We start from the raw sequence: 22,474 nt of genomic DNA on the forward strand, positions 1-22,474 counted from the left end.
CCTAGGCCTCCTTGGTCGTAGAAATAGAATCGGACGATACTTCGACAGGTCCGCCAAAAGCACGGACAGCTGCGGCTCCACCGGCAAGCGGAGTCGCCATCTGGGCTTTTGTGCGTCGCGGTGCCGAAACGGGAAGTTCAAAGGCAAAGCCCATCGCAAGCAAAAACCACGTAAGCGTATAGGTTGCAACCAGAGCGGCAACAAGGCCGCCCATCACGGCGCGTTGGGAAAATACGCTACATGCAGCCACAACCAGCACCGGAACCTCGCAGGCAGAAAGCGCAAGCACACCCTGCAGGAAGCCCGAGCGCCGATCGCGCGCAAGTGCCCCCGCGGCAACGCCGGCTATGCCTGGCAGCGCCAACGCCAGTGCGGCAATAATACCCGGTAGCGACCCAGACCACACGAGCGATCCCAAAGTCGCCGTCACGCGAGCGCCCGACACCAGCAGCGCGGCCGAAACCACGACCACAGCCCAAACCACGCCACAGACGACCGTCGCGCCGACCATCAGCGCGCGACGAACCGCGCGGCCAGACGCATCCATGGGGCACGGCGTGAGCGGCTCGCCGCGAAGCGAACGACCGACATTTTGCGCATAGTGGTCACAAAACGCCGAGAGCGCCGCCTCGACCGCCGCCGGCTCGGGACGATCTTTTTGATGGCTGGACAGACAGGCCATCACCACGTCGAACAGCTGGGCATCGACAAACGCCAGCGCATCGCGTAGCTCTTCGGAATCCGGCTCAAGCCCTAGCTGCTGGGCCTGCTCGGCCGCGGCGAGCGCCACATCGGGCTCACGACGAAGCAGCTGAGTCAAATCACAACCGGGCGCATGGGCACCAATGGGATAGTCGGGCCGCGTGTCCATCTTGAGACGGTAGGGGCTCGCGATGTCGCGCGTCTTTTTGCGCGAACCCGAGGCACCCGAAGTACTCGGCGCGGCTTCGTATGGCGCGACGCCGGCAATGAGCTCGTAAACCGTGCTTGCCGCGGCGTATACGTCAATCGCCGGCGACATACGCAAAGCGCGCAGGTCGGGAATATCGTCGGTGAGCATCTCGGGCGGGGCATAGGCAACCGTCGCGCGACGCAGCGTGGCATAGCGCTCCGTAAACGACGCCTTGCCGCCGGTACCGGCCACGGCCGACGCAGGCTCAAGCGCCAGCGACGAGCCAAAGTCGATCAGGCACAGGTCAAAGGTGCCCTCGGCAAGCTGCCGGTCAAGCGGTAGACGCGCCGTACGCACCATAATATTAGCGGGCGAGATATCGCGATGGACAAAGCCCTCGCCCACCAGGCTCATACGGCAGAGCAGATCGAACAGGTCGCGACCCAGACGCGCCGCCACAAGCGGCGACAGGCGTCCGGCATCGTCCACGGCGAGTCGCGAACGCAAGCGGGCAAGTGTCTCGCCCTCGACCCATTCCATGACAATTGCAGGCACACCGTCGACCTCGCCCCAGCCATAGAGGCGGGGAAAGCCCTTAAGGCCCGAAAGGGCACGATGACATTCGTATTCCTCGCGAAACGCCGCCTTGAACTTGGCGACCAGCGCCTCGTGAGCGGCATCGTCGTCGAACTCATCGCGCGCCGGCAAGATGAGCTGCTTGAGCGCCACAGCCTCGCCTTGGGCGTTGACGGCACGCGTCACGCGGCCGATACCGCCACGGCGCATGGTGGCATCGTCGGCAAACAGCATCGTAAAACGACGCAGATAGGCAGGCAGTTCGTCCTGACCGAGCGCAATGGCCGGCTCAAACCCGTCGACACGCGCCAGGCGCAGGCCGACCATGGGATCGCGACCGAGCGATTGTGGTGTGGTAGATGCAAGATCGGTCATCATAGGGCAAGCGCCGCCACGTTATTGTTGAAGTTACCGAGCGCGACGTCATCATCGCCGTAATGGCCGACCCATTGACATAGGTTGGTGTAACAGCCCCACAGATTGGCATACTGCTGATACCACTTTGACCGGGGCGAGAATGTCTGACGACCGAACTCGGCTCGAATGACAAACATCTCCCCGACCAGGCTGTCGCACGGCCTGGGATCTCCCGTAGAGTTATAGGTCGAGACCACGTCATTGGCACGAGAAACATAGCCGTCGAGCATGTTGTACTTGGTCACAAGCCAGCTGTGAATGCTCTCTTCCTCAGCAGCGGAAAGGCCACCGGAGTTTGCATCGTTGTCAGTGTTGCCGCCCGTCGAGCCGCCGTTTCCAGACCCTCCGGCAGAGGAACCCGACCCAGAGCCACCGCCCGAACTCGACGAATCCGAGCCGGAGCCAGAAGTATCCGAGCTACCGGGCTTTCCGGACTGCTGGGCGTCCTGCTCCTTCTGCTGCTCGACCTTATTCACCGTTGCCGCCACGCTATTGTTGGACAACCGATCGATGATCTTGGTGTTGGTGAGCACGATGGTTTTGCCATTGGCAAGCGTGACTTCGTTGTCCGGGGCCTCGGCGCCGTCCGCGTCGCCGGTGCCAAACACAATATGCGCGACCACACTTGCCCAAGCATATCCAGTCGTGGTCCCCAGGTCACTTTTGACCTCATGCCCCACGCGCGGTTCGCGTGCGGCATGTGCCTGCATCATGGACGGCACGGTCATGCCATAGGCAGAAACGCCAGCTATGACCAGCACCAGCGAGCAAGACAGCAGTGCGTACGCCCGCGGCGCCAAGCCCAGTCGGCGTCGCATGCGCACCGCGGCGCCGCGCTTTGTCTGAGTGCCACCGGGCCGCATGCGTTCTCCTCCAACAAAAACACGCCGCTCGGGAGCGGCGCATTCATTCGAATCCATATTTGAGTGTATCAGCGAACCCAAAAGGTTGCGCAACGAATGGGCAAATTAAGGATGCGAGTGGAAGCATCCATGCGATAAGCGGATACAAAGCATCTTTGTTGCACAACAAACTTACAGTCGCACGGGGAAATTATGGCTACCCCGTGCGTCGTGATGAAGACATACGGCAGGAGCAGGCTCGCCACCTAAATCGTGCGACGGGCCTCGATGGCGCGCCCAAGCGTAAGCTCGTCGGCATACTCCAGGTCGCCGCCCACGGGAAGGCCGCTCGCCAGACGCGATACCTCAACGCCCAGCGGCTTGATAGTGCGGGCCAGGTAGCTCGCCGTGGTCTCGCCCTCGATATTGGGGTTGGTGGCGATGATGACCTCGTGGATGTCCTCGTGGCCCAAGCGTGCCAGCAGCTCACGAATGTGCAACTGCTCGGGACCAATCTTGTCCATGGGACTGATCACGCCGCCCAATACGTGGTAGAGACCGTGGTAGCTGCCCGTGCGCTCAATCGCCTGGACATCGCGCGGCTCGCCCACCACGCAAATGCGAGTGGTATCGCGCATCGAATCCTGGCAGATGGAGCACTCGTCGGCCGTGGCGTAGTTAAAGCAGCGGCTGCAAAAGTGAACCTCCTGCTTAACCTCCAGGATAGCCTCGGCCAGGCGGCGCGCCTCCTCGGCATCGGCCTCGAGCAGGTAATAGGCGATGCGCTGGGCCGACTTGGGACCAATGCCCGGCAGACGGCCCAGCTCATCGAGCAATTTTTGCAGACTATGGTTGGCACTCATATATATGCGTGTCTTAGAACGGCATGCCCGGGATGTTGAGGCCGCCGGTGATGGCGCCCATCTGCTTGTTGGCAAGCTCGTTGACACCGCGGACGGCCTCGTTGACGGCAGCCATGATCATGTCCTGCAGCATATCGACGTCCTCGGGATCGAGGGCATCGGGGTCGATGGTAAGGTTGACGAGCTCCATCTCGCCGTTAACGGTCACCTTGACCATACCGCCGCCGGCAGAGGCGTCGACGGTCTGGGACTTGAGGTTCTCCTGCGCGGCGGCAAGCTGCTCCTGCATCTTGCGAGCCTGCTTCATCATCTGCTGCATGTTCATACCGGCCATGATGGCTCCTTTACGTGCGGCCGCACGCCGAGCTGCAAGGGCAGCCGGAGCGCGGCGGGACTTTCAAACTCAAAAATCGTACCACGGCGCGAGGCCAGCGAGCGGGGCGGACACGCTACCTCAGTCGATATACATGTCCTCCAATACAAACCACGCGCAAAGATTATGCAAGGCCGAATTATGCAAGGTTGCATAATATCGCATACTCAATCTAGTAGAGCCGAATCCGGCATTTCATGTGTGCCACTAAATAGCTAAATGCCAAACCGCTGCTCGAGGCGGAGCACATGGCGGCAGGGTATAATTTGATTGTCATAGATTGCAATTTGGAGGTGCCCCATGAATGCCCCCGACGCGCTCCAAAACATCCGCTCAAAACACCCCGTTGCATATGTGGTTCTCTATCTCTTTGTCGGCTGGGCATTGCTGGTTGTCATCACCCATGCCATAGCTTTTGGAGCAGAACTGCTGATAGCCAGCTCGGACCAGCCCGTCGTCAAATGGGAGACGACCGATGAATGCACCGACGGAACCCGAACCATTTACTACAACAGCCCGTCCCTCTACCAAGAGTTCAAGGTCAAGATAAAGGACTCCAAGATTGTCGATGCCGAACTGGGCTCTTTATTTACAATCGGAGCAACCGTCAACGCCGAGCAAGTCGAGTACACGGACGGCCATGCGACGTATCGTATCGACCTCAGCATCCTAGGCCGACCGTCACGCGCCTGTCTGCTCGAATGCGATATACGCGGCACCACGTTGCACATGTCCGAAATACAGATGCGCCCGGGCAAGGGGTTCTCTTCTTGAGCAGTATACCCGCCTGCGCAGCTACTCCACCGGCTTGAAGATGGTGGACTGGCCGAAGACGCTGCGGATGAGGGCTTTGGCCTCGTCCTCGGTCTGCGGGATGCTCGGGGCTGCACCCTGATGGCCGAAGGGGCCGCCCGCACCGGAGTTGGACTCCCAGGGAGCTGCAGGAGCGTCCTCCTCTTTGGGGGCAGTTGCAGCGGACTTGGGCGCGGACGCCGCACCCGGCACGTCGAACGGAGGCAGATCGTCCCCACCAGCATCGGCAACAAAACCGCCAACCATGGCATCGTCGTAGGGAACCTGCTCGGATTCCCATGGCGCAGACGGCGCGGCGGGCTGAGCCTTGGGAGCGGACGCGCGCTCGGGCGCTCGGGGCGCGGGCTCGGTCGGGAGCTTGCCCGTGGCAGGAGCGCCGGCGGGGTTGTCGGAGCGCAGCCAGGGGGCTTTGCCCAGGTCAGACGACTTGGGCGCGGGCGAGGCAGGCTTGGGCGCGGGTGTCGGAGCAGCCGGTTTGGCCATGACGGGCTTAGGCGCCGACGGGGTCGGCGCCGCTATCGGTGCTGCTTTTGGCTGCGTCGCGCTGGCGCTCGAGGATGCAGGGGCCGCCGAGGACACGGGTTGCGGGTCCGCAGATACCGCAGCCCGTGCAGATGGAGAATGCTCCTCATGTTGAGGAGCCGGCGTGCCACCCCCATCCAGGACATAGTCGACGGTACGACGACCGAAGACCGCACTGACTGTCGGCAGGACCACCGACTGCGTGTCGGCGCGTCCAAGCATCTTGATGGCAAAGGTCGAGCCCGCGGGGAACGAGACCGTGAGCCTGGAGCCGTCGTCAGCCGTGGCGCGGGCATTGAGCAAAAGCCCCGCGTAGGAAGCCTGACGCGCCTTGACACGCTCGACAACCTCGGCCCATTTGCGCTGCAGCTCTCCGGCATCCTCGACCGCGGGCGTCTCGGCAGTACCGGCGGCGGCAACCTGGGCGGCATTGTTGGACTGGGGCTTAGGTGCCGGAGCGGTGGCAGGCGCGGGAGCCGCAACGGGCTGAGGCGTCGGAGTCGGCGCAGGCTGAGGTGCAGGCGCTGCAGGCTTGGAAGCTGACACGGACGCAGAACGGGACGCAGGCTGGGCAGCCGGAACAGCAGCACCACGGTCCCAAGGCATACCGCCCTGGCGCGCGGACGTAGCAGCGGGGGCAGCGGATGCCGCCGGAGCGGCAGCACGAGCGCCCGAAATTAGCGTCGGCTGTTGGGCAGCAGCGGGTACGGATGCTGCAGGCGCGGCGGCCTGAGCAGCAGCCACGCTCGCCGGCACGGCGCCGTTGGCAACCATGGCCTCCAAGCGGGCCACGCGCTCGGCCAATGCCTCAATCGTTAAATCGGCCTCGGGACGTGCCAGGCGCGTGCAGGCGATCTCGAGCACCAGGCGCACGTCGCTCGCGCCCCTCATCTCCAGTGCGGCATCGTCGAGCACCGTCAGCACACGGGCCAGGCGGTCGGCAGGATGCTCGCCAAAGGCAGCGGCCTCGGCAGCAAGCGCCTCGGCCTGCTCGGAGCCGCCCTCAAACAGCTCGGCACGGGCACCGGCAACGCAGGCAACGTACACGTCACGCACATGCGCCACCAGGTCGCGCGTCAGCTCCAGCAGGTCGTTTCCTTCCTCGACCTGCGCACGGATCAGTCCATAGAGCTCGGCAACATCGCGATCGGCAATGGCGCGGGAAAACTCGCCCAGAATCTGGTCCGAAACCTCGCCTAAAAGCGAGCGGGCGTCGTCCGCATGCACAGAACCGTTGCCAAAGACGCTCAGCTGCTCCAGCGTGGACAACGCGTCGCGCATACCGCCCTTGGCATGGCGCGCCACGATAGCCAGCGCCTCATCGTCGTAATCGAAGCCCTCCTGCTCGCACACGTATGCCAGGCGACGCTCGATATCCTCGTTGCCGATGCGATGGAAATCGAAACGCTGGCAGCGCGAGAGGATGGTCTCCAGAATCTTTTGCGGGTCGGTGGTGCACAGCACAAAGATCACGTGTGCCGGCGGCTCCTCGAGCGTCTTGAGCAGCGCGTTGAACGCCGCCGTCGTGAGCATGTGGACCTCGTCGATGATATAGATCTTGTACTTGCCGCGCACCGGGGCAAAGTTGACGGAGTTGATGATTTCCTCGCGCACATTGTCCACGCCCGTGCGGGAGGCGGCATCGAGCTCGTAGACATCGGGGTGGTTACCCTCGGCAATGAGCTCGCACTCCTCGCAAGTACCGTCGGGCATGCAGCCGCTTGCACCCTCGGCGCGCGCCGCCTCGGCATTGCGGCACAGCAGCGCCTTGGCCAGAATGCGCGCCATGGTGGTCTTGCCCGTGCCGCGCGGTCCGCAGAACAGGTAGGCGTGGGACAGGCGCCCCTCGGTGATGGCGTGCTCGAGCGTCGAGACGATATGCTGCTGGCCCACCACGGAGTCAAAGGTGAGCGGGCGATACTTTCGGTACAACGATTCCATGGGTGCTCCCCCGGGTATACTGAGTCTTGTTGCCGCGGCGGCCATGCGGTCGCACGGCATACTGCATTCCATAATAACCCGTACGGCGAGCCCGCCGCGATAGGAGTCCAAAGAGCATGGCAGACGCAGAGAGCAACCTCGTTCCCTCCGAAGCAGCCGACCAGGTCGAGGTCGCGCTCGAGGAGCAGGCCGCAGCCGACGACGGCATCCTGTACCTCAACGAGTACCAATACGAAAACGACCTCGTCACCGACTTCGCCCGCCTGGTCGCCTCGCCCAGGCGTCGCGGCTCGCTGTATGTCGCCGCGGCAATTGCCGCGCTCATCGGCATCGGCATGCTGGTGGCCGGCGGCAACTGGATCAAGTTTGGCGTCGTCTTGATCGTATTCGGCGCCTTTTTGGCCTGGTGGAGCAAAAACCTGCACCACACCCTCGCCCGCGACTTTATCGACGCCGTTGAGGCCGACGAGTCCATGGGTGGCCGCTATCGCCGCGTCGCCGCCAACGAGGACGGCCTGATGGTTTGGGGCACGAGCGGCAAGTCGCAGTTCTTCCCGTTTGAAAAGCTCGACCACGTGCTCGACGGCGAGCGCATCTTTGTGGCCATGTTCGCCGACCAGGGCGTGACGATCCCTAAGGACACCTTTGTCCGCGGCGATGCCGAGCAGTTCGGTCCCTTCCTTAAGACGCGCATCAACAAAAAACTCCGCATCGAGACCAAACGCAAGAAGATGAAGGCAGAAAAGGCCGCTGCCGAAGCAAAACAGGGCGACAAGCCCCAGGAGACCAAGGGCAAGCAGCGCAAGCAGAAGAAGAGCAAGAAGAAGCGGTAGGCCGGCCGACACCGAAGGCGCCTCGTCCCGCGCCCGATTCCGGGCCGGGGCGCCTGGAATCGGGCACGCGTACCGCCAATGGACCCGTTTTGCCTTGCTCTCGAGCTATTTCACTTCAAACCTTAAGAGCCTCCGCTCCGGCAGATCGGTCATCTTCATCGTGTAAGTCCCGGGAAATGCTTTCTCAAAACGGACGGTCTCGTAACCTTCGAAATAGTCGTTGGTGTTCTGCATCATAAATGGGACGAGCAACTCGTTTTCTGCCCCAACCTCCACGGCAAACGCAGCAGAGCCGCCAAGGACCGGCATGGCTTGCGTTATCAGATCGGTATTGACTACAAAATCATAGTTTGGCGCAGACTCCGGAACCAGATGCCAAACATACGCTTTGATTCCACCGTCGATATTATCCCTATTTCTGACACGCATCTTTACGGCGATAACGCACGTGATGTCGGCATCCTTCAGTCTCGTTTTCGTATCCACGGTGCCATATTTTGAATAATCGTCATGTGCTCGTTTGAGATACTCGCGCGGCGTGAGCAACTCTGCCCCGTCTATGCAAAACGAATACCCATCAGTCACCACATCCTTCGACCCCAGAAACGCTCCATCCATCGAGAGCCATTCGCCCTCCGCGTAATATTTCTCAGGAATGACCGTCCGGTTCCCGTTAACGACGCTCACCCTCATGCCCGCAAGGCCGGTAGCAGCACAGCAAAAAAGCGCGAGCGCCGATCTTCTCGTCCACAGGGTCTTCTTCATCGCGCTCACGACCTTTCCCGAACTTTCACAACGGCACCGTCGCGCATGCAGTAAACCCGATCGGCCAGTTCCTCGAGCACCTCTCCGTCATGGCTGGACAGAAGGACCTCACGACCCGTTGATGCCGCCATCGCCACAACGCGCTTGAGCATTTCAACGCCCGCTTCGTCGAGGGCATTCGTTGGCTCATCGAGAACAAGCAGCTTCGGCTTCTCCATAATTGCCGCAGCTATCCCCAGACGCTGCTTCATCCCAAGCGAGTATGCTCGGAACTTCTTTTTTTCGTCTGCATCGAGCCCCACGAGCCGCAGGGCAGAGCGAATGTCCTCGGGGGTGGCAACGCCCTTGATCTGAGCGATGAGCTTCAGATTGTCGTAGCCAGACAGATATCCCAAAAAGGAAGGCGCCTCGATCAACATCCCCAGACTCGGCGGGAACGAGATGTCCGCCCCAAGCCTTTGGCCATCGATAGAGATTTCGCCTTCGGTAGGCTTGATCAACCCGCAAACCGCTCGCATGAGCATGGTCTTACCCGAACCGTTTATCCCCTGAAGCCCGACCACAGTCCCAGGGTCAACCTCGATGGACACGTTGCGCAGGACATCGTTTTTACCCATGCGCTTCGATACGCCCCTTACGATCACACTCATATCTTGTCCCCCTTTTCTATAAGGTCGGCCCTTCGAAACCACAGTCCACCCAACGATAGGCATAACGACATAAGCCCAATTGATGACAAGACACTCGAGCCCGCCGCGATTCCCTCTTTGACAATTCCACCCCAGCGCAACAGCATCAAGGCGTTACCCAATAGCGCCCAATGTCGTGCATATGCCGAGCAGATCAGGTAGCTCATTAAAACCACAAACGAGACTGACGACCCAAGCACAAACCCAACCGCTGCCTGCGCAAACGCAAGCGCCTCAAAAGCAAATAAGAGACCTATGAAAAACGGCAGCGCATCTGCCTCGGCAGCTTTGAGAAACCACGGCGCCAAATTAGCCAGTTGAAGCGACTCACCATGAATGACCGCGCTGAACGAGGAGCTCACCACCAAGCTCCAAATCACAACAGAGCAAACCACCACGAGCAGTGAAAATGCCGTTACTGCCGCCACCAAGATAAAACGCGAGACCCACCAAAGGGTTCTTGCCCGGCATCGAACAAGCGCTTGCAAACCAAACCCGTGCAACGATTCGGTCGGATAGTCGAGTGTTGTATAGAGAATAAGCAGAATGAGAAATAGCCATCCTAGCGGAGGCACAAACATGACCCCGGGCCTAGGCTCAAACGGAGCAGATCCGGCAAACACGAGCGCAAGATTATCCGCAAACCCCAAGGTATCCGTTCTAACCCCATACACAGAAGACAATCCGTAGGCGTACACCAAGTTCGCAACGGTCACTGCCGCAATTGCAATAAAAGTGATGATGTTCTTCTTCAAAACGGTCCTCAGGTCCGCGGCGACCAGCCTAAACAGCATCAGACCACCTCGCGTCTTTTCCACGCCCCAGAAAAAGCCAACGAAGCAAGGGTCAATAATATGATTTCCGCAAAACCGGCTCGAATGTCTGGCCAGTTATTCAGCGATTCCGACCTGATGCTGTTGAGGATATTGCAGTTAAACCCCACACAAGCCATTACGCCGAAGATCCAGCCATTTGCAAAATGCCACGCAACCATTAGCAGATACGGGACAATTATCGCTTTGATTCTGCTACGAAACAAAATTGAGAAGCCAGTTACAGCCATGGATAAAGTCCCGAGCGTGACAGCATCGAACAGCGTGTATGCGAGCACATATGACAAAGGATGCGAATAAAATAGACCGGAGAAGTAGCTATGCAGGTAAAGTCCTACGTAAGTCGACTCATCGACCCGAGGAAGATACGCAGGAAAAAGCATCGAGACGATCAGGAAATTGACGAGCAGAGGAATGGCAGTCACTGTAAACGCGGAGAGGAAAGCAGACAGCATCTTTACGTTCACGTACGCCTTTCTGGAAACGCGCGTGCATATCTGCATGTCATAACCACTCAAACGCTCAAAGAGACACGACCAAGATCCAGCCAACATTGCAAGCAGGGGCAGTGCATAGAAAAACACCGACGCAGACAGTGGCGCGTTCGCGCTCACAACAATCCAGTTACCGAAGCTGCTTTCACGTGTTTGACCGAGATAATTTTCGGCTTGCACGCCAACGCCGTAACCAAAAGAAAGAAGGTTGTGACGCTCTTTTTCCAAATTTGCCCACGGCTCCAGCGCGGCAGCTATTGCAACTGCGACCGCAATCAAGAGAGCAAGGATAAAAGCTGGACGTCTAATCGTTTTCGACAGTTCGTATCTTGCGAGCTTTTGGTTCATACGTCCTCCTCCCCCTTCCGACCCAGAAAGCCGGAAGGGAGCCATTTCAAACAACTATGTGGGAAGCTTGTGGAAATGCCCGACGCAGTCGGGGCTCCATACACCAATAACAGTGCCGTAGCCAGACTCCGCCCATGCAGTCAGTCGCGCCGCAGATCGCCCGTTCTCACGGACGAGGTTATACATTTCCCACTGTCCCTTGTGATTCGAACGATACGTTCCCTGAGTACAATTCATGCTGCCGCTACCGCTTGTGTTATACGCACCGTCTGTATATAACCGAAGCGGATTTCCCGTATGGCCCTGGATATCCAGATAGAGCGATGAGGAATCATCCTTTTGACGGTAGCCAGTTGCACTCGTCCCGGCACATTGAAAACTAAATGCCTTATCGGCATTGTTCGTACAGGTCGTAATTCCCGTATCGGCGTTTTGAGTAATGCTGGAAACCTGAGAGGTGTCAAACTCCTCTTGTGCAAACGATGCAGCGGGAACCCCTAGGGACAGACCAGCTGCAATCACCAAGCCGACTCCGATTAGAGCAATAGCGCTCCTTGGCTTAATCATGGCCTTCTCCAATCAAAAGCGGTTAACAATGCGTCGACGCACGGCAACCTTCGCATGAATAGAGAAAAATGTCTGTAAACACCCGCTATTGAGTTGATTGCTCAGGCGTTTACACGTTATTTACCTGCGATAACAATAAAATTAGCTCCGCCTTATTCTTGATCTTCAACTGGCGGTAAGATGCAGACCGCAGCGCTTGCACCGTAGATGCAGCGTAACCGACATCCTCCGCAATGGCCTTTGTCGTTGCCCCCTCTGCCGTCATCAGCAAAATTTGCGACTGAACATCAGAAAGGGAGCGCGACGTAAGCAGGGCCAGCTGGCGCACGCGGGCCGTTTCGGTGGACCCGTTCGCCCGGTACTCCAAGACGGCCTTCTCGTCCTCAACCGAGCGGGCGAGCGCGATGTGCGTAACGAACATGGGCACAGACCAGCAAACAATCACCGTTGCCACGACGACATTGACAGCCGAACTTTGCCCCAACAACGACGCGAGGAACAACGGCTCGAAAACCGTCAGATCCTGCACCATATTGAGCAAGACAGCCCAAACAGGAGCCGTCGCCCCGAAGCAAAGCATCCATATCCCAAGTATTTTGCGCTGCGGACAGCTTCGCATCACTATATATGTGAGCAGCACCCCCGTCAGCACCGCAAGTCCATGGATTCGCCCCCTAGCGACCGCATAGATTAAGGCAACCATGCCCATTGACACCAACGGCACGATAGCCCGAGCATGGGCATGCACCTTAAACGGACGCAGCCCAACAGCGAGCGAAGCCGTAGACGCCACGCCGCAAAACAGGACCGGCACAGCCATCAACGGAACGCGTATGCACATCAATGCCGCGATATAGATAAAAGACCATTCCACAGCAGATAGCACCGCCCATACGTACGGGCTTCCGAGCCAAATCGCTTCACCCGCTCTATCCAGCGCAGCGCCACGATTCGCTTTTCCACCCGCGTAGCGTAGCGACAGAAGCAGTCCGAGACCCAATGCGTAGCTTAAGAGGGAAAAGGCGACAGCCCGCGAAACACCGGACCCCCAATCGCTATCCGCCATTACCAAGGGCCCCGCCGCAAGGAGGATAAAGAATAATGTGAGCAGGTATCGAAACAGCCGGCGCGTTCGAGCTGATGCCACTATATCGTCAGCATGCCGCTGCGGTAGCTCATGCCCTACAGTATCGCCCTCACCCGCAAACAGCGCCACGAGCTCGCGTGAGCCCGCAACCGACGCCTTCCCGTATGCTCGGTGAAGCGTTGTTCTCACCGTCGATGGCTTCGTATCCGTCTCCTTGGCAATTTCCGCCGGCGTTTTCCCTTTGAGCAGCAGTCGAACAAACTGCTCTTCTCTAGGCGACAGGGCAGGGGAAAACACCCCCGCATCGAATGTGTCGGACGCACAGGCGATATCCGAATTGTTGTCCCGTTTCCCCCTTAGCAACATGCATACGAAGGCAGCAGCGATAACGGACCCCATCGCCAGCAATGCAATGACCACGGCATCGCTTGCGAAGTATGCCGCCTCAACAGCCGGAATAAGACCAATAGGAACTGCTACGAGCACAGAACAGGCAAACACGTCGCGCCGCCCATGGCCAAAGGCACGAGGGCGGCAAAACGGCGGGGCCACAGTCAATGCGAGATAGACCAACGGAATTAAAAGCGCAAGGCCAATTGACGCGGCCGTTACAGGGGGCATCCCCCATGGCTCGGGAACGACTCTCCATGAAACTCGACAGCAAAACAGCAGGCAAGACATGACGGCTATTGTTTCTGTAAAAATCGCGTCCTGCGGGTGACGAGTTTCCCTTTCGTCAGTCCGTGTCGACCTCTGCGTCAAAGGAGAGTCCGCCGTGCCCCAAATAACATATGAGAGAAGCAGCGATCCAACAAAGCACGAGACACACGAAACGCCATGTAACAACCAAATCGGTGCAAACACGATTGGAATAGAGTCTCCGCGAGCATAGAAAGCCAGGTCGGCCCATTCGGGAACCGTTGCAATAACACCAAGGAAAACACCGATGGCACCGAGATGCCTCGGCCTTCTCATTCCCCCCTTGCATAGCGCAGCACCATGAACAAACGCCGCGAGGCATGCGCCCAGGATAACGAGCCAGGTCATTGCACCTGACGCTAGGCCGATTGAAGATGAAAACCGGTGATAAGGGGTGACCGCCATTACGACAAGCGCAATGGCGCAGGCAAATGTAGCAGAACGGCGGGAAAAGAGCATACGGCCTCCATAGCGTGTCATTATATCGCTCGAGCCGCTCGTTTATCTCTGTTCTCACACCAGCCAGCATCAATGATTCAGGCGAACTCCAATCCGCGCCAGATCACGGTCCGGCTTTTGTTCGCAGTCCCCACATCAAAGCGGGATGCGGTTTCCTTTTGGACGCCGGTTCGGAAAGCGCATCCCGTTCCAGGGCAATATTCTGGGATGCAGTTTCCGCAGCCCACCCCATTTGGAAAGCGCATCCCATAATTTGGCTGAAAACTGAGATGCGCTTTCCAAACGAGCCGAAACGGGCCGAATCGATCGGACCACCTCATCCCCGTTTCCTCGCCATCTGCCCGAGCGTGCTACACTAGCAGCATTTATGCCACCGCGAACGGCTCGGCTCCGCGCCCGCCACTCGCAAACGAACTTTAAATGCACGAGGGTTGGCCATGCCGCTTTTCTCGCAACATACCGCCCGGTTCTCGCCGGACGTTCCTTTGGAGGGCACCAGCTCTCGCGAGCTGCTCAAGCGGTACCAGCCGCTCGAGACACTTGCGACCGGCGGTTTTGGCTCCATCGAGATTTGCCGCGACACGCACCTGCGCCGCCGCGTCGCCATTAAGCGCATCCCCCTTATCAACGGTGCCGGCATGCCCGCCAGCGACATCATGGATGTCCTGCGCGAGGCGCACACTGCCGCCATGCTTCAACATCCCAATATCGTGCAGGTCATCGACTTTACGCATGACACAGCCTATGCCTACCTGGTTATGGAATATGTCGATGGCATGTCGCTGGCCGAGTTTTTGCATCGCGTGGACGGCCACTCACTTACCTTTGACGAGGCCGCGGCCATTGCCGATGCCCTGGGCCAGGCGCTCACCTTCGCCCACAGTAATGGCGTACTCCACCTGGACATTAAGCCCGCCAACGTGCTCATCGACCACTCGGGCAATGTAAAGCTCACCGACTTTGGCATGGCGCGACTGTCGTCCGCCGGTGGCTTTGGCGGCTCGCGCGGCGGCACCATCGGCTACATGCCGCCCGAGCAGCTCGATATCGAGACCGGCACGGTCGACGAACGCGCCGATGTCTTTGCCCTTGCCTGCGTTATCTATGAGGGCTTGTGCGGCAGCGCTCCCTTTATGGCGGCCACGCCCGCCGACTCGCTCGACCGCATCATCGGCGGCGCCACCTATCCCAGCGAGCTGATACCACACTTTCCCCCGGGAGCCGAGGCCGCGCTCATGAGCGCGCTCTCCCCCATGCCGCAGGACCGCCCCAACAGCATCGAGGCATTTTGCGACCAACTCCTTGCCGGTCTGGGCAGCGTGCGCGAGGGCCGTCGCAGTCTGGAGCAAATGGTTGGCGAGCTTTCGGATGACGAGCAGGAGCTCGACGATATCGAGCCGTCGTACTACGAGGACGACGCCATCGAGGTCGACCCCGCGCTCGGCTGGGCGGGCACGCGCTGGAGCCATGCGCGCGACTACACCATGCACGCTATCTCGGCGCTAACGTGCGGCACCTTTAGCTTTTTGCTGATGCAAACGGCCGGGGTCGCGGCGCTTCCCGGCCTGGTCATTGCGGCTATCGCGATCGGAGCGGCGGCTGGCCTGGCCCCCCAGATTGGCTCGGCCATCTCGGCTGTGGGCTTTTTGGTGCTCATGACCAACGCCACCATGCAGGCGCAGGGCATCCTGTCGATGTTGCCCGTCGCGGTGATCTTTGCCGCTGCCATGTCCGGTTGGTGGATCGCCTGGGGTCGCACCGAGGCTGCCGCGAGCGCCGCGCTCACCTGTGCACTCGCGCTTGGCTGTCTGACTGGCAATACCTTCCTGGCAGCTGGGGTCGCCGCCGGCGTCGCGTCATTTTGGCTCGGCCCGGCAAGCGCCGCCGCGGCAACGGGCATGGGCGTGCTTTTTGCCCGTCTGGCCACGGTCGCGCTTTCAGCCGGAGGCGTGCTGGGGCTCGGTAACGTTGCCGCAGCGCTGGAAGACCCGCTCCTTTGGGCTGCCTTTGTGCTGGTCGCGACAACTGCCGCAGCGTCATCTGCGCTGCTCAATGCCCATGCCAAGCGTGCCGACCAGGGCTCAAACCTTGCCGCAATCGCCGCTATCGCCGTCACCGGCATCGGCTGCGCAGCGGCATCCTGTCTTGCACACCATATGGAAATTGCCAGCCTTGCAGCCGCGGTCGCCGCCAAGGCGGCGGTTGCGGGAACCCTATCCTCTATAATCGTTGGGATATGCCTATATTTGCTCGGATACCAAAGAACCTATACGGAGAGTGATCTTTCGTGAACTTCCTGAACATCTTCGAGGACCACGTGGCCGGCATCTTCGGTGCCACCCGTGCCCCGTTCTCCTTTAAGAAGCTTGCCAAGCAGGCCGCTCGCGACATGGAGGATCAGACTCTGGTGATCAACGGCGTCAACACGGCGCCGGCACTCTATACCATCCTGATCGCCGCCGACGACGATCCCATGCTCGCCCCGTTCTACCCCGAGCTTTCGCGCGAGGTCCGCGAGTTTGTGAAAGCGCAGGCCGAAAAGCGCCGCTATGTCTTTGTCGGCGAGCCCCTCGTGCGCTTTATGATCGATCCGCAGCTGCGCGCCGGCAAGTTCTCGGTCTTTGCCGAGAACGTCGATGCCCCCACGCTCGGCCGCCTGTACGAAGAAGAGCGCGCCTATCAAAACGGCCTGGGCCAGAACAACTCCGCGGCAAGCCGTGCCGCCAGCGCCCCGCGCGCCGGCCAGCAGCAGTTTGCTGCCCCGCAGCAGCAGCGCCCCGCTGCCATGCCCCAGCAGCAGCCGACGCCTCGCGCCGCCGCTCCCGACCCGCTTGCCGTGGCAGACCCCTTCGCGCCTAGCGTCCCCGACCCCGCCGCAGCACCCATCCCGGTGCCGCAGACCGTCTCGCGCGACGCGCTTGCCGGCATGGGCGGAGCCGCCGCGACCGGTGCCGCCGTGGGCCTAGGCGCCGCAGCCGGCATCGCCTCCAACATGGCGAGCACTCGCGCCCCGCAGCGCCCGCTCGCCCAGCTCGTCGACGTCGTGAGCGGCGAGAGCCATAGCATCACCTCCGCACAGGTGACTATCGGTCGCGAGCGCTCGGTTTCCGATATTGCCCTGCGCGACCCCAACGTGTCGCGCCGCCACGCCCAGCTCACCTTTACGGGCTCGGATTGGTCGATCGAGGACCTCAATTCCACCAACGGCACGCTCGTCAACAACCGCCGCATTACGCGCTGCCCGCTGCGCAACGGCGATCTGCTGACGTTTGGCCTGAGCACCTTTGAATTTAGGGGATAGTCGCTTATGAACATCGATATCGTCCTTTTTGCAGGCCGCATCGTCCTGGTCGCCCTGCTCTATATCTTCCTGTTCGCCGTCATGAAGACCGGCGTGGGACTTGTGCGCGGACAGCGCCGCGACTCGGCTATCTGGACGATCGATGTGGACAAGGGCCCGCGCGGCATCCGTGGCATCCACGTAGACATGCTCGGCCCCGTCATCGTCGGTCGCTCGCCATCTTCGGACATCTGCATCAACGAACCGTTCGTCTCGGCCTCGCATGCGCGCTTTTCGCTGCAGGGCCCGGCGCTCATCATCGAGGACCTCAACTCGCTTAACGGCACGCTCGTCAACGGCCGCCAGCTCGTGGAGCCCGCGACGCTGCGCGAGGGCGACGAAGTCCAGATTGGCGATGTGGTCATGAAGGTGAACCGTCGATGATCGACGAGGAGAACAAGTCCGCAACTATGACCGAGGCACCGGCCGCCGCCACAGCTGCGCCGGCCCACGCCGCTCCGGCGGGCTCCGCACCCGTGGAGCCCGAGGACACCGTGTTCTCCCTGCCTCTTTCGCATGTAACGCATGATATTTCGGATCTCGCCGATAACGAGGACGAAGAGGATGCCGTAGCGGCGCCCATCGGCGCACATGCTGCGGAACAGCCCACAGCGCCCGAAGCAACCCCGGCGCCGGCTCACTTTGCAGAGCCCGTCGCCGCGGCAATTAACGAGAGCGCTGCGGTGTTTGCGGCACCCGAGCCCGCCGCGCCGGCGTTTCCCATAGCCCCGGCATCCGAGGTTGCGCCCGCGTCTACGCCGGCGCCCGAGCCTATAGACGTCAGCCCGCAAGACGACGAGTCGACCGCCCGCGTGTCCGAGGAGCCCGACTCCCCGGACACCGGCGATTCCGAATCAAACGCCGAGACCGACACCGTCTCTCCCGGTGACACAGCCGAAATCGACGTTGCCGCCGTTGAGGCCAAGCTCAAAGACCCCGGCTCGACCATGAGCTTTGAGCCGCTGACCGACGAGCGCATCGAGACCGACTCGACCTACGACGCCGGCACCACCACGCAGCTTATGTGGGGCGCCCGCTCCGACGTCGGATGTGTACGCCCGCATAATGAGGACTCCTATCTGGTGCAGTCGCCGCTCTTTTGCGTGTGCGACGGCATGGGAGGACACGCCGCCGGCGAGGTGGCATCCTCCATCGCCGTCGAGACCGTCGCCAAGACGGCGCCGCAGTCCGCCGACGCCGCGCGCCTGGCCGCAGCCGTCGAGGCCGCCAACGCCGCCGTGATCGAGGCCGCCCTCAACGGCCTGGGCAAACCCGGCATGGGATGCACGGCCACCTGCGCCTACATCGAAAACGACACGCTCGCCATCGCCCACGTGGGTGACTCTCGCGCCTACCTGCTCCACGAGGGCACGCTCATCCGCGTGACCCGCGACCACTCCTACGTGGAGGAGCTCGTGGACGCCGGCGAGATTACGGCAGACGAGGCTCGCGTCCACCCAAACCGCTCGGTCATCACCCGTGCGCTGGGCTCGGACCCCGCCATGTATGCCGACCACTTCACTCTGCATATCGAGGAAGGCGACCGCCTGATCCTGTGCTCCGACGGCCTTTCGAGCATGATTCCCGATAGCGATATCGAGAACATCGCCACGCAGTCCTCAACCGCGCAAATCTGCGTCGACAACCTAGTGGACGCGGCGCTTGCCGCCGGCGGCCACGACAACGTGACCGTAGTAGTCGTTGACCTGGTTGACGATGGCGTTATGCGCGAGGCGCAGCGCGTGCGTCGCCGCAACATTACTATCGCCGCCATTCTGGCCCTCGTCTTTGTGCTGGCAGCTGGCATCTGGGCCTACACGGGTGTCACCGGCTCGTACTACCTGGGTACCTACCAGGGCAATGTCGCCGTCTGGCGCGGCCTGCCCGGCAAGCCGCTCGGACTCAAGCTCCACTGGCTCGAAAGCGAAACCAGCATCAAGCTATCCGACCTGCCCGAAGACACGCAAAACCGCCTCAAGGCGGGCATTCCGCAAACAAGTGTTGACGATGCGCAGGACACGATATCCAAGTACCGCCACCAGATCGACGAGGAGCAGACCCGCCAGGTGATTGACGCGCAGACGATTCGCGACAACACCAATCAGGGATCGACCTCCGAATCAGATTCCGAGAAAACCGCCGAACAGTCCGCCGAGGCCGAAGCCTCCGATAAGAATTAGAAAGGGAGTGCCGCTTATGAGTCGCCGCAACACCGAGCTGCTCTTGCTCATCGCCTCGGCGTTCCCCGTCATCCTGCTGTATGCGATGTACGTGCTCACCGCGGGCGCTGCCATCTCCTTTGAGACGCTCGCCGTACCGATCGGCCTCTTTGCCGCCTTTGCCGCGGCCCACATTGCCGTGCGCATCTTGGCGCCCGGCGCCGACCCTGCCATCCTACCCATCGTATTTATACTTTCGGGCATCGGCATCACGTTCGTGACACGCCTCGCCCCCGCTCTCGCCATCTCACAGCTCATCATCCTGTTTGTCTCGGTGGCGCTCATGGTGGGAACGCTTGCACTGGTCAAAAACCTCGACGTGGTCATGCGCTACAAGTACACCTTTGGCATCATCGGCATCATCCTGCTGATGCTGCCTATCTTTATCGGCACCACGATCTCGGGCTCCAAGCTGTGGATTCGCATCGCGGGCTTTACCATCCAGCCCGGCGAGTTCGCCAAGGTCTTTATCGTGCTGTTCCTGGCCGGGTACCTGGCCGAGAACCGCGAGTTGCTCTCCATCTCCAACCGCAAGATCCTGGGCTTTAAGATCCCTCGCCTGCGACTGCTGCTGCCGCTGTTTGCCGTGTGGGGTGTGTGCCTGCTCGTCGTCGTCTTCGAACGCGATCTGGGTTCGGCCGTGCTGTTCTACACCATCTTCTTGCTGATGCTCTACGTTGCCACGGGGCGCTTTTCGTATGTCGTTATCGGCCTTGCGCTCTTAGCCGTCGGAGCCGTGGGCGCCTACAAGTTCCTATCGCACGTTCAGGTGCGTTTCCAGGTTTGGGTCGATCCGTTTAAGGACGCCCAGGGCCAGGGCTACCAGATCGTCCAGTCGCTCTTCTCGCTTGCCGATGGCGGTCTGGTCGGTGTTGGCATCGGCAACGGCATGGCCAATAACATCCCCGTCGTCGAGTCCGACTTTATCTTCTCGGCCATCGGCGAGGAGATGGGCCTTTTGGGCGGCGGCGCCGTGCTCATCCTGTTTATGCTCTTTGCCGTGCGTGGCCTCACCACGGCTGCCCGCGCAAAGTCCGACCTTGCCGCCTTTAGCGCCACGGGCCTTACGGCCGCCATCAGCTTCCAGGCCTTCTTGATCGTTGGCGGCGTAACCCGCCTGATCCCGCTGACCGGCGTCACCCTGCCCTTTATGAGCCAGGGCGGCTCCTCGCTGCTGGCAAGCTTTATCATCGTCGCGCTCCTGCTGCGCGCCGGTGACGAGGCGACCGGACGCGAGGCCGAGCTTACCGGCACCGGCACCATGGCCGCCATCACCGATGATCAGGTCGCATCTGCCGCCGCCCCGACGGGCACGCGCTTTGCCATCTCGTCTTCCTACGGCAGTGGCAGCCATTCCGTCGGCTCGCGCATGCGCCGTCGCCTGCTCGACACGCCTGAATCCGGTGTGCTCGGCCGCGTTGCGCTCGCCAACCGTCTAACCCGTGCGGTACTCGCCTTTACGGCGCTGTTCGCCATCCTTATCGGCAACCTCACCTATGTCCAGGTCATCAAGGCCAAGGACTATCAGGACATGCCGACCAACAACCACACCATCGCCCGCTCCAAGTACATCCAGCGCGGTTCCATCATCACGTCCGACGGCGTGACGCTGGCCGAGTCGCTGCAGCAGGAGGACGGCACCTACGTACGCTCCTACCCCAACGGTAACCTGGCAGCGCACGTGGTTGGCTACGTGAGCCAGCAGTATGGCACCACCGCCATCGAGAGCGTCATGAACGACACGCTCACCGGCTCTAAGGATTACTCCAGCTGGAACAACGCCATCGCGTCGCTCGCGGGCCAGACCCAGCCGGGCAACACCGCCAAGCTCACCATCGACTCGCGTATCCAGACGGCGGCCGAGCAGGCACTCAAGGGCTTTAAGGGCGCTGTAGTGGTCATCGACCCGCGTACCGGCGCGGTGCTCGCATGTGCCAGCTCGCCCACCTACGACAACACCAACATCGATGCCCTGCTGCAGACGGGCGGCGGCGAGGACGGCTCCATGTACAATCGCGCCATGGACGCGCTGTACACGCCGGGCTCAACGTTTAAGGTCGTTACGCTTTCCGCGGCACTCGAGACCGGTACCGCCAGCCTTACCAGCACCTACCAGGCGCCCGGCTCCATGGACATCGGCAACGCACCGGTCACCAACTATGCCAACGAGAGCTACGGCACCATCAGCCTGCAGCAGGCCTTTGCCGTGTCCTCCAACGTCGTCTTTGGCCAGGTGGCAAACGAAGTTGGTGCAAACACGCTCGTGCAGTTTGCCAACGCCTTTGGCTACGGCCAAAAGCTCGGCCAGGACCTGACCTCCGCGGCCTCCATCATGGCCGACCCGTCGCTCATGACCGAGTGGGAGACCGCCTGGGCCGGCGCCGGCCAGCCTGTCGGCATGGACCACACGCCCGGCCCGCAGACCACCGTCATGCAAAACGCCGTGATTGCCGCCGCCATCGCTAACAGCGGCGTAGTCATGGACCCGTACTTTGTAGCCCAGGTACTCGCCCCGGACGGAACCGTGGTCAAGACCACGCAGTCCCGCTCGCTGGGTCAGGCCGTCAGCTCCGCCACGGCCGACCAGGTCAAGCAGGCCATGCTTGCCGTCGTCCAGTCCGGCACCGGCACCGATGCCCAAATCCCCGGCGTCAAGGTCGCCGGCAAGACTGGCTCGGCCGAGACCGGCGGCACCAACGTCAACTCGATGTTCGTTGGCTTTGCACCTTACGATTCACCCACGGTCGCTATCTCGGTGGCCTTAGAGGATTACGACAAGCATGACGTCGAGGCCGCCAAGATCGCCGGCATCGTCCTGACCGCGGCGCTTGCCGCACAGGGAGCGTGATGCCCATGATCGAATCGGACACCCGAGGCGCGCCGCGGCCGAAGAGTTAGCGGC

Annotated in this window: 18 protein-coding genes; 7 read left to right on the top strand and 11 right to left on the bottom strand. The window is 61.0% G+C overall.

All coding sequences use genetic code 11. The features are described from left to right. Position 1: 1 nt before the first annotated feature. The 4 genes from DWV58_RS04775 to DWV58_RS04790 form a co-directional block, all read right to left on the bottom strand. Positions 2-1,846, bottom strand: coding sequence for a hypothetical protein (locus DWV58_RS04775; protein ID WP_117776363.1), 1,845 nt, complete (start codon positions 1,844-1,846; stop codon positions 2-4). Further along, on the bottom strand, positions 1,843-2,748 hold the full coding sequence (locus tag DWV58_RS04780; RefSeq protein WP_117564927.1) for a hypothetical protein: 906 nt from the start codon (positions 2,746-2,748) through the stop codon (positions 1,843-1,845). The genes DWV58_RS04775 and DWV58_RS04780 overlap by 4 nt, the downstream gene beginning before the upstream one ends. A gap of 245 nt (positions 2,749-2,993) precedes the next feature. Next, positions 2,994-3,590 carry a recombination mediator RecR gene (gene recR, locus DWV58_RS04785; protein ID WP_089573257.1) on the bottom strand — a complete coding sequence of 199 codons (597 nt, stop codon included), beginning with the start codon at positions 3,588-3,590 and terminating at the stop codon, positions 2,994-2,996. 13 nt (positions 3,591-3,603) lie between these two features. Further along, positions 3,604-3,924 (bottom strand): YbaB/EbfC family nucleoid-associated protein, encoded by a 321-nt coding sequence (locus DWV58_RS04790; RefSeq protein WP_006235174.1) that lies wholly within the window; start codon positions 3,922-3,924, stop codon positions 3,604-3,606. Between the two features lie 339 nt (positions 3,925-4,263). Between DWV58_RS04790 and DWV58_RS04795 the strand changes: the two genes are divergently transcribed. Next, a complete protein-coding gene (locus DWV58_RS04795; protein WP_117776364.1) occupies positions 4,264-4,737 on the top strand; it encodes a hypothetical protein in 474 nt (157 codons plus the stop codon). Between the two features lie 21 nt (positions 4,738-4,758). On the opposite strand, the gene dnaX is transcribed toward DWV58_RS04795, so the two are convergent. Next, positions 4,759-7,239 (bottom strand): DNA polymerase III subunit gamma/tau, encoded by a 2,481-nt coding sequence (gene dnaX / locus DWV58_RS04800; protein ID WP_158551940.1) that lies wholly within the window; start codon positions 7,237-7,239, stop codon positions 4,759-4,761. A 116-nt stretch (positions 7,240-7,355) separates the two neighbouring features. Here dnaX and DWV58_RS04805 point away from each other — a divergent pair, with 116 nt between their 5' ends. Then, entirely contained in the window at positions 7,356-8,072 is a 717-nt protein-coding gene (locus DWV58_RS04805; protein WP_117776365.1) for a hypothetical protein, read from the top strand. Positions 8,073-8,177: 105 nt separating this feature from the next. Here DWV58_RS04805 and DWV58_RS04810 read toward each other — a convergent pair whose 3' ends face one another. The 6 genes from DWV58_RS04810 to DWV58_RS04830 form a co-directional block, all read right to left on the bottom strand. After that, positions 8,178-8,837, bottom strand: a complete 660-nt coding sequence (locus DWV58_RS04810) for a DUF5028 domain-containing protein (RefSeq protein ID WP_117773741.1) — start codon at positions 8,835-8,837, stop codon at positions 8,178-8,180. A 5-nt stretch (positions 8,838-8,842) separates the two neighbouring features. Beyond that, positions 8,843-9,487 (bottom strand): ATP-binding cassette domain-containing protein, encoded by a 645-nt coding sequence (locus tag DWV58_RS04815; protein WP_089573263.1) that lies wholly within the window; start codon positions 9,485-9,487, stop codon positions 8,843-8,845. Then, positions 9,484-10,281 carry a hypothetical protein gene (locus DWV58_RS04820; protein WP_147326479.1) on the bottom strand — a complete coding sequence of 266 codons (798 nt, stop codon included), beginning with the start codon at positions 10,279-10,281 and terminating at the stop codon, positions 9,484-9,486. Before DWV58_RS04820 ends, DWV58_RS04815 begins: the two co-directional genes overlap by 4 nt. Before the next feature lie 38 nt (positions 10,282-10,319). Further along, complete coding sequence (locus tag DWV58_RS04825) at positions 10,320-11,201, bottom strand: hypothetical protein (protein ID WP_089573265.1); 882 nt, start codon at positions 11,199-11,201, stop codon at positions 10,320-10,322. A gap of 54 nt (positions 11,202-11,255) precedes the next feature. Next, on the bottom strand, positions 11,256-11,768 hold the full coding sequence (locus tag DWV58_RS09810; protein WP_147345862.1) for a hypothetical protein: 513 nt from the start codon (positions 11,766-11,768) through the stop codon (positions 11,256-11,258). Between the two features lie 109 nt (positions 11,769-11,877). Further along, complete coding sequence (locus DWV58_RS04830) at positions 11,878-14,013, bottom strand: LuxR C-terminal-related transcriptional regulator (protein WP_158564519.1); 2,136 nt, start codon at positions 14,011-14,013, stop codon at positions 11,878-11,880. Positions 14,014-14,450: 437 nt separating this feature from the next. On the opposite strand from DWV58_RS04830, the gene DWV58_RS04835 reads away from it, so the two are divergent. From DWV58_RS04835 to DWV58_RS04855, 5 genes are read left to right on the top strand one after another with little or no spacing between them, the layout of a single operon-like run. After that, entirely contained in the window at positions 14,451-16,304 is a 1,854-nt protein-coding gene (locus tag DWV58_RS04835) for a serine/threonine-protein kinase (protein ID WP_117776367.1), read from the top strand. Next, positions 16,301-17,314: an FhaA domain-containing protein gene (locus DWV58_RS04840; RefSeq protein ID WP_035136732.1), complete on the top strand. Its 1,014-nt coding sequence runs from the start codon at positions 16,301-16,303 to the stop codon at positions 17,312-17,314. Before DWV58_RS04835 ends, DWV58_RS04840 begins: the two co-directional genes overlap by 4 nt. A 6-nt stretch (positions 17,315-17,320) precedes the next feature. Further along, a complete protein-coding gene (locus tag DWV58_RS04845; protein ID WP_006235180.1) occupies positions 17,321-17,737 on the top strand; it encodes an FHA domain-containing protein in 417 nt (138 codons plus the stop codon). Beyond that, a complete protein-coding gene (locus DWV58_RS04850; RefSeq protein WP_117776368.1) occupies positions 17,734-19,533 on the top strand; it encodes a Stp1/IreP family PP2C-type Ser/Thr phosphatase in 1,800 nt (599 codons plus the stop codon). The genes DWV58_RS04845 and DWV58_RS04850 overlap by 4 nt, the downstream gene beginning before the upstream one ends. Positions 19,534-19,549: 16 nt before the next feature. Next, on the top strand, positions 19,550-22,420 hold the full coding sequence (locus tag DWV58_RS04855; RefSeq protein ID WP_117776369.1) for an FtsW/RodA/SpoVE family cell cycle protein: 2,871 nt from the start codon (positions 19,550-19,552) through the stop codon (positions 22,418-22,420). Positions 22,421-22,474: the final 54 nt, after the last annotated feature.

It is taken from the genome of Collinsella sp. AF11-11 (assembly GCF_003465485.1).
In the GTDB taxonomy this organism is placed as follows: domain Bacteria; phylum Actinomycetota; class Coriobacteriia; order Coriobacteriales; family Coriobacteriaceae; genus Collinsella.